Here is a 16,389-nt window from a genome sequence, read left to right on the forward strand (position 1 = left end):
GTGCGGCGCCGCCTCCGGCGAAGCCTTGCGAGTGGCCGAAGATCCATGGAACACTGCGGCCAACCCGAAAACAGTTAATAATCTTTCCAAAACCACACCTTCCGGGGGAAGGCACGTGAAGACAGGTCCGCTGTCCCGTGGCCAGGAACGACTCTGGTTTTTGAACCAGCTCGATCCCGACGATCCCTCCTACAACACCGTCTACGCGTACCGGCTGCGCGGGGAACTCGACATCCCGGCCCTCGAAGCCGCCTTCAGCGCCGTCACGGCCCGGCACGGCGCGCTGCGCACCCGCTTCGTCCAGGTCGACGGACGGCCGGCGGCGGTCGTGGACCCTCCGGCCCCGGTGACGATCGAGCAGGTCGCGGCGGGATCGGAAGACGAGGCCAGGAGGATCGTCCGCGCCCGCACCAACACCGCGTTCGACCTCGCCGAGCGGCCGCCGTTCCGGGTCACGCTGGTCCGCCTCGGTCCGGCCGACCACGTGCTGTGCGTCGTGCTGCACCACATCAACGGCGACGGCTGGTCGCTCAACGTGCTCAGGACCGAGGTGGCCGACCACTACGCGGGCCGGGCGCTGCCCGAGAGGCTCCCGCCGCAGTACGGCGACCACGTGCTCGCCCGCGACGACTCCGCGGACCTGGACTGGTGGGTGTCGCGGCTGGCCGGGGCACCCGTCCTGGAGCTGCCCGCCGACCGGGTGCGTCCGGCCAGGCGGGGCACGGAGGGCGGGGAGGTGCGTTTCCGTATCCCGCCCGAGCTGGCCGCCAAGGTGGCGGAGTCGGCCCGGCAGGCGCGCTGCACGCCGTACATGGTGCTGCTCGCGGCCTACCAGGCGCTGCTCTCCCGGCACAGCGGGCAGGCGGACTTCTGCGTGGGAACCCCCTCGGCCGGCCGCGACAGCACCGAGCTGGAGCAGATGATCGGCTATCTGTCGACGACCATGGTGCTCCGCTGCGACCTGTCCGGTTCGCCGACCTTCGCCGAACTGCTCCGCCGCACCCGCCGGGCCGTCCTGGACGCGCTCACCCATCGGGACGTGTCGTTCGAGCGGCTGATCGGCGTGCTCGGCGTGGAACGCGACCCGAGCAGGACACCGCTGTTCCAGACCATGTTCGCGCTGCACACCCACGGCGACGTGGCCGATCCGGTGCCGGGCCTGGACGCCGGGCCGTTCCCCCTCGGCTGGCACCCCGCCAGGGTCGACCTGTCGCTCGACCTGTACGCGGAGGACGACGGCGGCGTGCTCGGCGTCGCCATCTACAGCGAGGAGCTCTTCGACCACGAGACGGCCGAGCTGCTGACAGAGCGCTACCTCGTGCTCCTCGCCTCGGCCGTCGCGGACCCCTCGCTGCCCGTGGGACGGCTCGACCTGCTCACCGGGCGAGAGCGGGCCAGGCTCGCCGCGTGGAACGACACCGCGGCAGAGCTGCCTCCGCTCACCCTGGTCGACCTGGTGCTCGACCAGGTGGCCGCCGCGCCCGGCGCGGTCGCGGTGGTCTCCGAGGACACACCCGGGATCCGCCGGGAGCTGACCTACCGCGAGCTGGCCGTACGGGCGGGAGGGCTGGCGGCTCGGCTGCGCGACCAGGGCGCCGGGCCCGGTTCCGTGGTCGCGGTGCGCATGTCGCGCGGCCCGGCGATGATCGTCGCGCTGCTCGGCGTCGCGATGTCGGGTGCCGCCTACCTGCCGGTGGACCCCGACTACCCGGAGGCCCGGGTCGAGTACATGATCGAGCACTCGGGCGCGGCCCTCATCGTCACCGACGCCGACCTCGACGACCTCCTCTCCGGCGAGCTCCCGACCGGCGTGGCGCCGGTCGGGGGCCCCTCCCCCGACGACACCGCCTACGTGCTCTACACCTCCGGCTCCACGGGACGGCCGAAGGGGGTGGTGGTGCCGCACCGCGCGCTCACCAACTTCCTGCTCGCCATGCGCGTCCTCGTCGGCTCGCAGCCGTCGGACGTCTGGCTCGCGCTCACCTCGCTGTCGTTCGACATCTCCGCGCTGGAGCTCTACCTGCCGCTGGTCACCGGCGGCCGGGTGGTCGTCGCCGGCGCGGAGACGGCGCGCGACGGCGCGGCCCTCGCCCGGCTGATCGCCGGCACGGGCGTGACCCACGTCCAGGCCACCCCGTCAGGCTGGCGGGTGCTGCTCGCCGGCGACCTGCCGCCGGTCGTCGCCCTCGCCGGCGGCGAGCCGCTCCCGCTCGCGCTCGCCGCCGAGCTGCGGGCGCGGGTACGCAGGCTCGTCAACATGTACGGCCCGACCGAGACCACGATCTGGTCGACCGCCTGGGAGGTGCCCGAGCGGCCCGAGCGGGTGAGCATCGGCAGCCCGATCGTGAACACCACCGTCCACGTGGTCGACGCGGACGGCGCCACGGTGCCGATCGGCGTGCCCGGCGAGCTGCTGATCGGCGGCGCCGGCGTCGCGGACGGCTACCTCGGCCGTCCCGATCTCACGGCGGAGCGGTTCGTCCGGCACGGCGGCGAGCGGGTCTACCGCACCGGCGACGTCGTCAGATGGTCGGCGGACGGCACGCTGGAGTTCATCGGCCGCACGGACAACCAGGTCAAGTTGCGCGGGCACCGGATCGAGCTCGGCGAGATCGAGGCCGTCCTCGAAGCGCACCCGGCCGTCCGCCAGGCCGTGGTCGCCGTACGCGACGACCTGCTCGTGGCCTTCGTCGTCCCCGACGTCCCCGGCATCCTCGACGTTCCCGACGGCTCGGACGCCCTCGACCTCCGGCGGCACGTCGCCGGGCAGCTGCCCGGCTACATGGTCCCCGCGACCGTCGTGGCGCTCGACGCGCTGCCGCTCACCCCGAACGGCAAGGTCGACAGGAAGGCGCTGCCGCATCCTCAGGTCGCCAGGTCCGCGGGCGTCCCGCCGCGCACCGACGCCGAGCGGCTGGTGGCCGGCGTGTTCGCCGAGGTGCTCGGCGCGGCGGACGTCCGGGCGGACGACGACTTCTTCGCGCTCGGCGGTCATTCGCTGCTGGCCACCATGGTCACCGCCCGGTTGCCGGTACGGATCCCGGTGCGTGAGCTGTTCACCCGCTCGACCGTCGCGGCGCTGGCCGAGCTGCTCGACCAGACCGCCGCGGCGGGCGGCACGGGAGACCGAGCCGCCGCGGGGGACGGCGGCGGTCCGCGCCCCCGCCCGGCCGGAGAGCCCGCGCCGCTCTCGCCCGGCCAGGAACGGCTCTGGTTCCTGCACCGGCTCGACCCCGACGACGCGTCGTACAACATGTGGCTCGTCCGGCGGTTGCGCGGCCCGCTGGACGCGGAGGCCCTGGAACGAGCCGTGGCCGCGCTGGTCGCCAGGCACGAGAGCCTGCGCACGAGGTTCCCTGAGGCCGACGGCGCCCCGGTCGCGGTGGTCGAGCCGCCGGGGCCCGTGCCCGTCGAGGCGCTCCAGGCCGCCGACGTCGCGCACGCCGAGGCGCTGGTCGCCAAGCGCACGAACGCGCCGTTCGACCTGGCCTCCCGGCCGCCGCTGCGCGTGACGCTGATCCGGCTCTCCCCCGACGACCACGTCCTGTGCGTGGTCCTCCACCACATCGCGGGCGACGGCTGGTCGCTGAACGTCATGCTGGACGAACTGGGCCGGCTCTACTCCGGCGAACGGCTCGACCCCGTGCCGCTGCAGTTCGGCGACATCGCCCGATGGCAGCGCGCGCGGAACCAGGACGAACTCGTCGCCTACTGGGGCGAGCGGCTGGCCGGCGCGCCCCGGCTCGACCTGCCGACCGACCGGCCGCACACCTCGCCTCCCGCAAGAAAGGGCGGCTTCCACACGTTCCGGCTTCCCGCCGAGGACGTGGCGCGGCTGGCCGCGCAGGGCAGGGAACGCGGCGCGACGCTGTTCATGACGTTGCTGACGGCCTATCAGGCGGTCCTCGCCGCCCAAAGCGGGCAGAGCGACATCACGATCGCCACCGTCGCCTCCGGCAGGGACTGGGTCGAGGCCGAGAAGACGGTCGGCTACCTGGCCGACGTCCTGCTGATCCGCGCCGACCCGTCCGCCACGGGTCCCGCCGCGACCGACCGGCCGAGTCTCGGAGAGTCGCTGGAGCGGACCCGCGACGCGGTCCTGTCGGCGTTCGAGCACCAGGGCATCCCGTTCGAACGACTGCGTGTCCCCGCCTTCGAGACGATGGCGATCCTGCACAACCAGGACACCGGCACCACCCCGGCCGCCTTCTCCGGGCTGGTGGCCGAGCCGTTCGCGCACGGCTTCGCGCAGGTCAAGTTCGACCTGATGCTGGAGGCGTGGCAGGACGAGCGCGAGTTGCTCGTCGTCCTCTCCTACGACGCCGCGCTGTTCGACCACGGCACCATCGAGGCGATGGCGGCCCGGCTGGAAGGGGTGCTGCGGCAGGACTTCGCCGCTCCCCCGCGGTTGACCACCGCGGCGGACGAAGCCCGTCTGCTGGAGCTCGGCCGCGGGCCCGACGTCGCGGCCGAGCCGTACGTCCCCGAGCTGGTGGCCTTGGCCGTACGCGCGGGCCGCGACTCCTGCGCGGTGGACGACCTGACCTACGGCGAGCTGGACGCGCGCGCCGGCGAGCTGGCCGCGCTGCTCCAGACACGCGGCGCCGGCCCCGGTGACGTCGTGGGCGTCCGCCTCGGCAGGACGCCGGACTCCATCGCCGCGCTGCTCGCGGTCTGGCGCACCGGGGCGGCCTACCTGCCGCTCGACCCCGGACTTCCGGGCGAGCGGCTGGCGTTCATGCTCGGCGACAGCGCCGCCGCGCTCGTCCTGACCTCCGGCGACCTGGCCGGCGAGCTGCCGCCGGGCGTCCCGGTGGCGTACACGTCGCAGGCCGTCTCCGGGAGCGCGCCCGAGCCCGTGCCGGTCACGGGCGACGCCGCGGCGTACGTCATCTACACGTCCGGCTCGACCGGGACGCCGAAGGGCGTCGTCGTGGAGCATCGCAACCTCGCGGCCAGGGTCGCCTGGATGGTCCGCGAGTACGGCCTGGGGCCGGGGGACCTGGTCGTGCAGTTCGCCTCCCTCGGCTTCGACACGCACGCCGAGGAGATCTATCCGACGCTGGCCGCCGGCGCCCGCCTGGCGCTCCTGCCGGACGGCGCGGTGACGCTCACCGACCACCTCGACGGCGTCACCGTTCTGGATCTGCCGACCGCCTACTGGCACCACCTGGTCGACCAGATCGATTCGATCGCCTGGCCGCCCGAGCTGCGGCTGGTCATCCTGGGCGGGGAACAGGTGCACGAGGCCGCGGTGCGCCGCTGGCGCGCGCGGTTCGGCGACCGGGTCCGGCTGGTCAACACCTACGGCCCGACAGAGGCGACGATCATCGCCACGATCGCCGAGCTGGACGGCTCCCCCGGGCGTCCGCCGATCGGCAGGCCCATCGGAGGCACGCGCGTACACATTCTGGACGCGGCCGGGCGGCTCGCCCCCCGCGGCGCCGCCGGAGAGCTGTGCGTCGGCGGGGCCGGTGTGGCCCGCGGCTACCTCGGCCGTACCGAGCTCACCGCCGAACGGTTCGTCGATTCCTGCGGCGAGCGCGTCTACCGGACCGGTGATCGGGCGCGGTGGCGGCCCGACGGGCAGCTGGAGTTCCTGGGCCGCCTCGACGCGCAGGTGAAGGTACGCGGGTTCCGCATCGAACCGGGCGAGATCGAGGCGCGCCTACTGGCCCATCCCGAGGTGGGCGAGGCGGCGGTCGTCGCGATCGGCGACACGCTGGCCGGCTACGTCACCGGATCCGCCGACTTCACCGAGCTGGCGGAGTTCGCCGGCGCCGCGCTTCCGCCGTACATGGTGCCGACCGCCTGGGCACGGCTCGACCGGCTGCCGCTGACGCGGAGCGGGAAGATCGACCGGGCCGCGCTGCCCACCCCGCAGGCGCACCGGGAGGAGTACGTCGCACCCGGCACCGACGCCGAGGAACTGGTGGCCGAGGTCTTCGGCGAGATACTCGGCGTCGAGAAGGCCGGGGTCCACGACGACTTCTTCTCGCTCGGCGGCCACTCGCTGCTCGCCGTACGGATCGTCGCCCGGCTGCGCGACGCGACCGGCCTGGAGCTGCCGATCCGCACGCTGTTCACCCATCCCACGGTCGGTGGGCTGGCACGGGCGGTCGAGGAACTTCTGATCGCCGAGCTCGACCAGATGTCGGACGAGGAGGCGGAACGCCTCGCCAAGGAGCTGAGATGATCAAGCAGAGGTTAGCGGAGCTCGTCGCGGAGTCGTCCGACGGCGCCGTCACCGCGGACGAGGTGCTGGCCGCGAACGTGCCGCTGACGGCCCTGGGCGTCACGTCGATCATGACGCTGCGGCTGATCGACGCGATCGAGACGGAGTTCGGCGTGGAGTTCGATCTCAGCGAGGACGGCATGAGCCTGCTGGACGACCTCGACCGGCTGGCCGGGCACCTGGCGTCCCGATGAACGCCACCGACCGGATGCCGCACGTCGAGTTCGCCGGTCCCGGCTCCGGCACCGCGCCGCTCACCTGGGGCCAGCGGGCCATCTGGGAGGCGATCGTGCGGACGGCCCCCGACGATCATTACTTCAACTTCGGCCAGGTGCTGAAGGTGCCGGGTTCCCGCACCGTCGCCGAGGTGTGCACGGCGCTGGCCGCCCTGGTGGCGCGGCACGGCGCGTTCCGCACCAGGCTGGCCGAGCCGTACGGGCAGGCCGAGCCGTACCAGCGGCTGGCGGAGAAGGGGCGGCTGCCGGTCATCGTCACCACCGAGGACCCCGAGCGGGTGATGGGCGAACTGGAGGCGCGGCCGTTCGACTACGCCGGCGAATGGCCCGTGCGGGTGGCGCTGGTCCTCGACGGCGATCGGGTCTCCCATGTGGTGCTGGTCTTCTGCCATCTGGCCGCCGACGGTTTCGGCGCGGACGTCGCGCTGCGCGACCTGCGGCTGCTCCTGCTCAGGGGTGACATCCGGCGGCCCGGCGCCTCCCAGCCGCTCGATCTCGCGCGCTGGCAGGCCGGTCCGGAGGGGCGGCGGGCGGCGGAGACGGCGGCGGCGCACTGGGAACGCGAATTCCGGCGGATCCCGCCGACGATGTTCTCCGTGCCGAGTGGCTCTCCGGCCGAACCGCCCGTGTGGCGGGCGCTGCTGAGCTCCCCGGCCCTGGACCTCGCCGTCCGCTCGGTCGCCGCCGCACACCACGTCTCGACCTCGACCGTGCTGCTGACGGCCACGGCCGAACTGGTCGGCCGGTTCACCGGTCACGACACGTGCGCGGTGTTGCCGATCTCGGCCAACAGGTTCCGGCGGGACACGACGGACATCGTCGCCACGATGTCGCAGGAGGGGCTGTTCACGCTCGACCGCCAAGGGACGTCCTTCGCCGACCTGCTGCGGGCCGCCAGGCCGGCCGCGCTGCGCGCCTACCGCAGCGCCTACCACGACCCTGCCGACCGGGACCGGGTCACCGCGTCGGTGGGCGCCGAACGCGGAGAGCCGATCCAGCCGTACTGCTGCTTCAACGACATGCGCTTCGCCGACCAGGGACCCGCCCGGTGCGATCCGGCCGAGATCACGGCGGCGCTGGCGCGGACGTCCGTGACCTGGCCGATGAGCCAGGACAAGCTGAACTGCCGGTTCTGCGTCCACCTCACCACGGAGGGCGTCTCGCTCACCGCCGACACCCGATATCTGTCCCGGCCCGCCATGGAGCGCTGTCTGCTGGAACTGGAAAGTCTTCTCGTCGAGGCGGCCGTCCCATGACCGTTCGCGCCTACGCCACCTCCACATCCTGCGTTCAGGGGGCCTCGCTCGGCTTCGTCCTCGACCGCCCGGCGCCCGTGGTGGTGACCGACGCGATCGACGACCGGGTGGTGTTCGAGGGATCCGCCGACGCGCCGCGGTGGGAGCTGGACATTCCCGCCGGCTGGCGCAGCTCGCTCTATCGGGCGCGCTTCGGAGCCGAGGAGCCGTGGCCGTTCGGACTGCCCGGGAGCGTGCCATGCCCGGACAACGAGGTCTACTTCGTGGTACGGCAGGCCGTGCCCAGCTCGCCCATGCTGCTGAGCGTCCCCTTCACCACCTGGCAGGCGTACAACAGGGCGGGGGAACCGGGGCAGGGCCTCTACTGGACCGAGTCGCCCACGCGGGCCACGCGGGTGACCTTCGACCGGCCCGGCAGCGGACCTTCACCCGAACGCTGGGAGGAAGGGCTGATGCGCTGGCTGCGCCGCGGCGGCCACGACGTCGCGTACTGCTCCAACCTCGATCTGCACGACGGTCTCGGCCTGCTGTCCCCGCACCGGCTGCTGATCGTCAACGGGCATGACGAGTACTGGTCGCTGGGGATGCGCGACAGCGTCGAGGAGTTCGTACGGCGGGGCGGCAACGTCGCGTTCTTCTCCGGCAACACGTGCTGGTGGCAGATCAGGCTGGAAGACGGCGGCCGCACCATGGTCTGCCACCGCGACGCGCTGTCCGATCCCATGGCCGCCGCCGACCCCCGCCAGACGACCGTCGAGTGGTCGGCCGCGCCGGTGAACCGCCCGGAGAACACGCTGACGGGGGTGAGCTTCCGCGCGGGCGCCGGAGCCTGGGGGCAGCACATGCCCCGCATGCTGGAGGAGTCGTACACGACGCGGTTCGCGGGGCACTGGGTGTTCGAGGGGACGGGGCTGACCGACGGCGACAAGTTCGGCCAGGGTTGCCTGGGCTACGAGACCGACGCCGCCGAGTTCGAGGAGATCGGCGGAATCCCCCGGGCGACCGGCAGAGACGGCACCCCGTCGTCGTTCGTCGTCCTCGCCACCGCGGACCTGCGACACTGGGGCGAGTACGGCCAGGGCGGCATGGCCACCATGGGCGTGTTCACCAGCGGCCTCGGGACCGTCTTCACCGCGGCCACCGTGAACTGGGGCAACGGCCTGCGAGATCCCGTCGTCGACCAGATCACCCGCAACGTGATCGACCGGCTGTCGGCCCCCGACGGCGCCAGGCGCTGGGACGTGATCGGCCCGCCCGCCGACCTCCGGGCGCTCGCGGTACTCGGCCGGACGCTGTACGCGGTGAGCGCGGACGACACGCTGCTGGCCCGGGAGCTGTGCGGCCAGAACATGCCCTGGCGGCCCGTCGGCCCCGCCGAAGGCGTACGCGGCCTGGCCGTCCCCCGCGAGGCCGCGGGCGGCCTCGCCTCCGGCCTGTACGGCGTCACGCATGACGGCCGGCTCCTGCACCACGGCGAGCAGGGATGGCGCGAGGTCGGCACCGCCCCCGAGTCCGCGATCGGCCTGGCCATCGCCGACTGCACGTTCTGGGTGGCCACATCCTCCGGCGAGCTGTGGCGCCAGCCCTTCGGCAGCGGTGGCTGGAAACCCGCCGGCTCCTCGGCAGACGCCGTCTCCCTCGGCGGGATGAACGGCAGACTCTTCGCCCTGAACTCCGAGAATCGCCTACTGACCCGGCTCCCCCCGCCCGCGCTCGAAGAGCCGGAACCCGAAAGCCCCGACCCCAAATGGGAGAGCCTGGCGGAAGCGGTCCCGGGCAGCACCTTCACCGCCCACGCCGGCCTCATCATCACCGCCGGCCACGACATCCCCCTCCGCTGGCGCCACGCCTGACAGGCGCGGCGCGACCCTGCTCCTCCCCCAATGGACCGGCCCCCGCTCCTTACGCTGCCACCACCGTCCCTACCCGGCCACCGCCGAGCGGGCGGGGTTCAGGGCGTGCGTGAGACCAGGCCGCCGTATGAATCTGTGTCAGCGTCACGAGCCATGCGAACCTGTCCCACAGGACAACGGGGTTCGTCCCTGAAAACGGCCCTCCGCTCCGCTCCGGACAGCTTTTCCCAGGGGCCCGCCCCTTCGACCCCGAGGTAAAGCACCGCAGGGCCGGAGAAGGCATACGACCGGCAACTACTCCTTAGCCAAGTACTTCCGAAGGCCCCTGGCGGATGGCGCAGGGGCCCGGAAGCCGAACGAGGGTAATCGAACCCGCGCTCGTAGGCCTGCCTCCTGGACAGGTTCGCACGGAGAAGGCCCCTGGCGGGTCGCGCAGGGGCCTTGGGAGCAGGCGAGGGGAATCGAACCCCTGACCGGCGGTTCACAAGCCGAAGAAGGTCATCTCCTCACGTCTCCCGATGTCTCCGCGCTGGTCGAACGGTAGTGGATCAGACGCGGGCCCAGAGCGCCGGGACGTTCGGCGGCTCCCAGCCGGGCAGGGCGGTGTGCGGCTGCAGGCACCGGTAGGTGACGCCGTTGTAGGTGGCCTGCGAGCCCACGGTGTAGGCGGTGCCCGCCGTCCACGGACCGTTGGGGACGACCGTCGGGGTCGGGGTCGGGGTCGGGGTCCGGGTGGGGGTGGGCGTGGGGGTCACGGTCGGCGTGATGGTCGGCGTGGGGGTGGGGGTCGGGTCGGGACCGCCGGAGCCGACCTGCAGGTCGACGCAGTTGTAGAACGCCATCGCCGTGTCGGCGATGTTCCAGATCGCCAGCAGCTTGATACGGCCGGTCCTGCCGCCCAGGCTCACCGTGTGCGAGACGGTCGAACCGGGCTGCCTGCCCTTGTCGTCGAAGACGGCGATCCGGGTGCCGCCGACGTAGTACTCCCAGGTGCTGGTGGCGTGCCGGGCCTCGATCGTCCACTTGAAGTTGACGGTGTCGGAGACCTTGGCCACCGGCCACGCCTTGCTGTCGTCGTCCAGGGGCGCCCAGCGCCCGTCGCCGCCGCTGCAGTTCTTCAGGCCCTTCGGACCCTCGACGCTGGCCGGCTCCCAGATGATCTGACCGCAGTTGGAGACCTTGCCCTGGGCGCAGTTCGCCTGCCGGCTGGGGGGCGAGACGATGTAGCCGTGCGCGGAGGCCGGCGTCGCCACGAACACCACGCTGGCCGCGGCGATGGCCGCCGAGGACAGCAACGTGACCGCTCTTCGCATGTCGTGCTTCTTTCACTGGGGGGTGATATGCCTAATATAAAAGAAACTTTCCTAACAGTGAAGGCCACAGTCAGCGCGTCGCCACCACGCTCGGCGACAAAACCGCACGTCGTAGCGGCGATACCGCAGAGTTCCCCGGCGGCACCTCCGGGTGAGCAAGAGCTTGCCATGTGCTCAACCCTCGTCGGCCGCCGGAGCGCTGCCTGTCAGGGCTGCGGGCAGAGAGTCGCGCGCCACGGCGCGAACGCGCTGGCCGTTCTTGGTAGGGAACCCGCCAGCTCGGGGCAGTGGCGCAGGATGACACTGGTCATGCCATTGCGTTCGATCCAATCCATCCCCAGCGGTGTGTAGATCTCCGGTCTGAAGTCGACCGTGAGAAAGCGGTCGCTCTGGAGCCGTCGGCTGGCCATGAGGATGAAAAGACGGAAGGCGGTGTCGCTGAAGCCGAAGCCCTTGGGTGGATTCTCGGCGAAGAGCCCGACCATCGTGTCGATCTCATCGACCGTGCGGTAGACGTCCTTGAGCCGCGCCAGCGTCTCCGGTCGAGACGTGAGCTCCTCGAACCGCCGGAGGCGCGGCTTGTGCAGCCCCGCGCGGAAGTCGTTGTAGCGGGGAATGCCGCGGCGCCGGTCACGTACGAGATCGACGACGGACAGGTCGATCACCTCACCCCCCCGCTCGAACTCCTGGAGCCCGCGCGGGAAGTTGTGCAGGGTGATCGCCCCCGGGTGAGCGATGCCGAACGAGTAGAGCGAGTTGACCAAGCCGGTCCTGCGGATGATCGCCTCGGTGGCGGCGCCCCGGATGTCGGTCAGCGACAGGGTTTCCAGCCGCCGGCCGGAGGTGTGGTCGGCGATTTCGAACTCGTCCGGGATCAGCGGGTGCATCCGATAGATGGCGACGAACTCCTCGGTGAGGGAGTAGGGCACGTTGTGATGGTCAGGCAGGGTCTTGGGGACGCCGGTGAGGGCGTGCGCGTCGTACAGCCACAGGCCCAACTGGGTGAGCCAGTTCTTCGGAGGGCCGTACCAGTTGGAGTTCAGCGCGGTGTCGATCAGGTCGGTGGCCAGGATCGCGGGAGTCCACTCCACCGTATGGATCTTGGCGATAAGGGCGGAAATGACAAGCCGTGCGGTGTGATAGAGGCTGTCGTCGCTCATATTGGGGTACTCGCCGCGCAATGCCTGGCACACGGCGTTGTGCTCGCGGGCGAACAGGGTGTGCATGATGCTGAGACCAAGCCACCAGTTCTCCCTGAAGCCGGTGATGGGGGTGCCGTCCGGGCCGGACGGCAGGTGGCCCCGGTCTAGACGCAACTCCGCGGCGCCGTCCGGTTCGCGGAGTGACTTGGCGACGGTCTCGTCTCCGCCGTAAACCTCCGAACCGTCCCACCAGTGCGACGCCATGTTGCCGAACAGGATCGGCGGCCGTGTGTCCCCGGCGGAGAGGATTCCCTCGTTCTCGGCGAAACGCATCACTTCTTCCAGCGGCCCTTCGGGGGTGTTACGCCATCTCATGCCCGGCGGCAGCGGCACTTCCACGCTCTTTGTTCCGACCGGATAGCGTTTGTGGTCGACCCAGTCATGCACTTGGAACTGGATCCACGCGGCGGCGAGGATGTTCAGCGACCGTGCCGGTATGAAGGTGTCACGACGGAGCAGTTCACTGCTGACGACGACCGGATTGGGCGTGTCGAAGAGATCGGGACGATAGACGGATGCGAGATTGCGGCCGAAGGCGGAGCCGATGCCGCCCATGGCCGGCGCGGACAAATCGTTGTGGCTGCCGTCATAGCTGCGTCTGATCCGTAGCTGCTCATCGATGGGCGGAGGCACCTGATGCGCCTTCGGTGGAGCCTGCCCTATCTCGGTGTCGATGAGGTTGGCTCGGCGCAGCGCCTGTCGCAGGGCGTCGAGGTTGAGGAGGCCGAGCCGCGAGGGAAGCCGATGCCAGGGTACGACTCGGTTGAGGGAACGGAATCCGGCTCGTACGGGGACGCCGAGCACGGTGTTGCGCCGCGGCACCGGCGTCATGAACCGGTAGCCCAGGCGATGAGCGCTGCTGGCCTCGTAGGCGGCCTTACGCGCGCGGTTGAGGTTGCCGAGGGGCCGGAACTCATCAGTGGTGTTCCACGGATTGAACGCAAGCTCGTCGACTCGCCGCTCGGCGGCACGGGCCTCGGCGGTGTCGGTGTCCTGACGAGGGATCGTCAGCGTGGCCACCGGGATGACCGGCGCGTCCTCCTCCCGCCAGTCGGCCGCACCGTCCTCGATGGGCGTGCGCGTGGAGTCCACGTAACGCTGCACGCACAGCTGGAAGACGACGTCCGTCGTGGCCAGCCGCCTGGACAGCTCGCGCCGCAGGTAGTCGGGATCGGTGCGCGACGGTGAGGGAGCGGGCGGCGCGTTTGTGGCAGGGCGGAGCTGGTAACGTACCGGCCCCGTCTCTCCCCACAGGATCGCGCTGCGACTCCAGAACCTCTCGAGCGCGAGGCTCCGGACCGCGCGCCGGGTCCCCGCCTTCAGGTTCCGCCGCATGCGTGCGGCGGAGGACCAGCCAAGCGCCATGGGCAGCTTGATGAACCACGCGAACGCCTTGCGAGGGGGCGAGTTCGCGCCGACCATGGCCTGCGCGAACATGACGAGCTCCCGCGCGTGCCGGGCATGGGAGACCGGGAAATTCGTCATGAGGAGGTCGTGAGCCTCGCCGGCCCCTGCCTGGATCCGCAGCGCCGCACTTCGCAGATCAGGCGCGAAATCCGGCTGGCGGACACCGCTGGCGTTGGACAGCCGGACGATGACCGGGTATTCGGCACCCGGCTGAGCGAAGCCGACTCGCAGGTCGCCGGGAAGGTCGTCGCGGAAGGTCAGCCTGGCGTTCTCGACGGCGAGGATCGTCTTCGCCTGGAAAGCCCTCGCGATATCGGCGGCGCCGGTGGTCTTCTTTGTTTTCAGCTGCACCAGCATGAGGTCCTGGGCGAGCTTCTCGAATATCTGCCGCTCCGCCTCGGGATTACCACCGACATAGCGCTCATGCCACATGGCCGCAGGCGCCATGCCGACGTGGCGTTCTTGTTTCTCGACCTTACGCATCCGGCGTCCCTTCCGGCACCGCCCCTCAGAGAAGGCGTCCGGGCATACTCGGGAATGGCTTCACGATTGTCGGCAGACGAGGTACACCGCCGTCGCCGATGGTCTCATCGAATGAGGATCCGATCGTCTCCGGCCGGCTGATAGGTACACCTTCCCCGAACTTCCTCACCGGGCACGCGGGCCACAAAACGTGCGATTGACAGCACTTGGGCTCTGCATGTGCAAATACCTACTGTTCGCGAAAAACCGGATTTCACCCCGGTTGGACGCCCGGCGCAGGTGTGGTCACTCGCGGTCCGCGGCTCCTGCTGAGATCACCCGTCGCCGCCGAGGCGACCCGCCCGGCGAGCGTCTCCCGAGCCGACCGGCGAGGGGACCGTCGGGTCGGACGGGTCCCACGGGAGTGGCTCGGTGATGTCGGGCCGGGCCGACCAGTCCAAGATCTGCGCCTCCATCTCCGCGTCCGAGTCGAAGCGCAGGGGTTCATAACAACCGAGCGGGAACAGCGTCGTGCGGATTGCGCAACGATTACAGAATGTGCACGGCCGGGCGGGAGCCTCCCCGCCTTGCCGGAACAGCTCGACAAGGTCGGGGTTCGCCAGCAGTGGCCGTGCCATCGATATGAGGTCGCAGGCACCAGAGTCGAGTGCATCCTTGATCAGTGACCGTCTTTGGAACCCGCCGTTGGCGATCACCGGCAACCCGACCTCCTGGCGGAACCGCCGCGCGTCATGAAGATTGGCCGCTTCGCCGGTCGTCCACCCAATGCCCAGGACCCGGTCGAGCACCATCTTGGGTACCAGGTTGAGAATCGTCGCCCGAACCGCCGCCTTGGCTGACAGGTGACGGGTGGAATTAGCGAACTGCCGCACCTCGTCGACCGGGAATCGGCCAGGGGTCTCGCCCGGGTTTATGAAGCCATAGCCGTTGCTCACGTGAAGGTAGTCGACGCCCAGGTTCCGCAGCCACCTGCCATAGCGGAGGTAGGTGCCGATGTCGTTGCCCCGGAAGAACGCGCGCAGCGGCCTCGTCACCGGCCACCGGATGTTGACCGGCTGGTAGTTGCGGTCCCAAGCCGAGATGCGCACGCCGACCAAGAAGTCGTCGCCGACTTGCAGGCGCACCGCACCGATGACCTCGCGCAGGAGTTGGAAGCGTCTCTCGGGGGAGCCGCCATAGCGGTCCTGACGGCGGTTGATGGCCGGGTTCAGGAATTGATGGATCAGGTAGCCTTTCGACGCGGTGATCTCGACGCCGTCGGCACCGGCCTCACGCGCACGCCGTGCCGCCTGTCCGAATTCGTGCACCGTCTGCTCGATGTCGGCGAGCGTCATCTCGGTCCGCCGGGTGCGGTAACCGAAGAGGAGGTCGAAGCCCGACGACGGACCGTAGCCGTCCTGGGGTTGGCTGAACAGGCTTGTCTGGACGTGCGAGCCGCCGTCGCCGATCTGGATCACGTACTTGCAGTCCTCGGCGTGGATGGTGTGGATCGCCTCGCTCAGATGTTTGATGAACTTGTCGTGGCTGATCTGGGGATACTCAAGCGGTGACCACCGCACGGGGTTGACGTTGAGCGTGGCCGAGACGATGGCGGCCACACCGTTCTGCGCAAAGCGCAGCTCGAAGTTCTTCCACGCGTTGCTCACCGTTCCGTCGTAATACGCCGTCCTCCCACCGATCGACGACCGGATCACGCGATTCTTGAAGGTGACGCCACCGATGGTGAACGGTTCGAAGATCATGCTTGCTCCCTCCGCCGTATAGCTCCCTGCCGCTACAACGTCAGGGTCACAATGCGTGCGGCTGAGCTTTACCATGGAGAAAACGGAAACCGGACCCACGTTCCGCCGGTCTGCGAAAATGTGATTCTGGGGACGGTGAACTCCGGATCGACAACGCCCGAAGCCGGCGATCTCCACCACCCGGACTTGTGAGATGGACTACGGTGCCGGCGACTTCATGCATTGATGAAGGCTTGTCCGAAAAGCCGGCCAGTGGCAACCAGCGGTAGTGATGGTGGCAGACATGCCCGTCGAACAATGCCCGAAAACCTGTGCCGCTCACATCCGTTGCATTGTGCCTCAGAAACCTCAGGAGCATCGGCACTCACAAGCGACCACGGCGCCTACAGGCCTTCACAGATCTGGCGATGTAGAGCCACGTAGGCCAGAGCATGCAGGCAGATGCTTAACTGATTAGTCGCCATGGGCGGGCAGTCGATCGCAAAGCCCTTTTGCCTGGCGTGGCCTCGATGCCAGAGGTTTGACGTGCGCGTGATGTGACATCCGAGTCTTTCCGATTGATCAACCTTCTGGGGCGAAGTTCCTGGTTACCTTGGGTGCCGGGCAGCTCGCATCATGGCCTCATGGGCAAGCGACGGTGGCACGACAGCGAGCGGCTGACC

The 16,389-nt window shown here is 70.1% G+C and carries 7 protein-coding genes; 4 read left to right on the plus strand and 3 right to left on the minus strand.

All coding sequences use genetic code 11. From position 1 onward, the window contains the following. Positions 1-115: 115 nt before the first annotated feature. The 4 genes from BJ982_RS00570 to BJ982_RS00585 are packed head-to-tail and all read left to right on the plus strand — an operon-like array spanning position 116 to position 9,580. Positions 116-6,196, plus strand: a complete 6,081-nt coding sequence (locus tag BJ982_RS00570; RefSeq protein WP_184875515.1) for a non-ribosomal peptide synthetase — start codon at positions 116-118, stop codon at positions 6,194-6,196. Next, positions 6,193-6,429: an acyl carrier protein gene (locus BJ982_RS00575; protein ID WP_184875517.1), complete on the plus strand. Its 237-nt coding sequence runs from the start codon at positions 6,193-6,195 to the stop codon at positions 6,427-6,429. Before BJ982_RS00570 ends, BJ982_RS00575 begins: the two co-directional genes overlap by 4 nt. After that, positions 6,426-7,727: a condensation domain-containing protein gene (locus tag BJ982_RS00580; RefSeq protein ID WP_184875519.1), complete on the plus strand. Its 1,302-nt coding sequence runs from the start codon at positions 6,426-6,428 to the stop codon at positions 7,725-7,727. Before BJ982_RS00575 ends, BJ982_RS00580 begins: the two co-directional genes overlap by 4 nt. After that, complete coding sequence (locus BJ982_RS00585; RefSeq protein WP_184875521.1) at positions 7,724-9,580, plus strand: N,N-dimethylformamidase beta subunit family domain-containing protein; 1,857 nt, start codon at positions 7,724-7,726, stop codon at positions 9,578-9,580. The genes BJ982_RS00580 and BJ982_RS00585 overlap by 4 nt, the downstream gene beginning before the upstream one ends. 548 nt (positions 9,581-10,128) lie before the next feature. Here BJ982_RS00585 and BJ982_RS00590 read toward each other — a convergent pair. The 3 genes from BJ982_RS00590 to BJ982_RS00600 form a co-directional block, all read right to left on the minus strand. After that, on the minus strand, positions 10,129-10,893 hold the full coding sequence (locus BJ982_RS00590; protein ID WP_184875523.1) for a lytic polysaccharide monooxygenase: 765 nt from the start codon (positions 10,891-10,893) through the stop codon (positions 10,129-10,131). Between the two features lie 206 nt (positions 10,894-11,099). Then, a complete protein-coding gene (locus BJ982_RS00595) occupies positions 11,100-13,985 on the minus strand; it encodes a peroxidase family protein (RefSeq protein WP_203959112.1) in 2,886 nt (961 codons plus the stop codon). Positions 13,986-14,299: 314 nt separating this feature from the next. Continuing rightward, complete coding sequence (locus BJ982_RS00600; protein WP_184875525.1) at positions 14,300-15,727, minus strand: oxidoreductase; 1,428 nt, start codon at positions 15,725-15,727, stop codon at positions 14,300-14,302. Between the last annotated feature and the right edge of the window lie 662 nt (positions 15,728-16,389).

It is taken from the genome of Sphaerisporangium siamense (assembly GCF_014205275.1).
Taxonomy (GTDB): domain Bacteria; phylum Actinomycetota; class Actinomycetes; order Streptosporangiales; family Streptosporangiaceae; genus Sphaerisporangium; species Sphaerisporangium siamense.

What these genes read in the sequence shown, in the direction of transcription:
- BJ982_RS00595 (WP_203959112.1), bottom strand. Translation starts at nt 13,985, where the DNA reads ATGCGTAAGGTCGAGAAACAAGAACGCCACGTCGGCATGGCGCCTGCG.
- BJ982_RS00575 (WP_184875517.1), top strand. Translation starts at nt 6,193, where the DNA reads ATGATCAAGCAGAGGTTAGCGGAGCTCGTCGCGGAGTCGTCCGACGGC.
- BJ982_RS00600 (WP_184875525.1), bottom strand. Translation starts at nt 15,727, where the DNA reads ATGATCTTCGAACCGTTCACCATCGGTGGCGTCACCTTCAAGAATCGC.
- BJ982_RS00590 (WP_184875523.1), bottom strand. Translation starts at nt 10,893, where the DNA reads ATGCGAAGAGCGGTCACGTTGCTGTCCTCGGCGGCCATCGCCGCGGCC.
- BJ982_RS00580 (WP_184875519.1), top strand. Translation starts at nt 6,426, where the DNA reads ATGAACGCCACCGACCGGATGCCGCACGTCGAGTTCGCCGGTCCCGGC.
- BJ982_RS00585 (WP_184875521.1), top strand. Translation starts at nt 7,724, where the DNA reads ATGACCGTTCGCGCCTACGCCACCTCCACATCCTGCGTTCAGGGGGCC.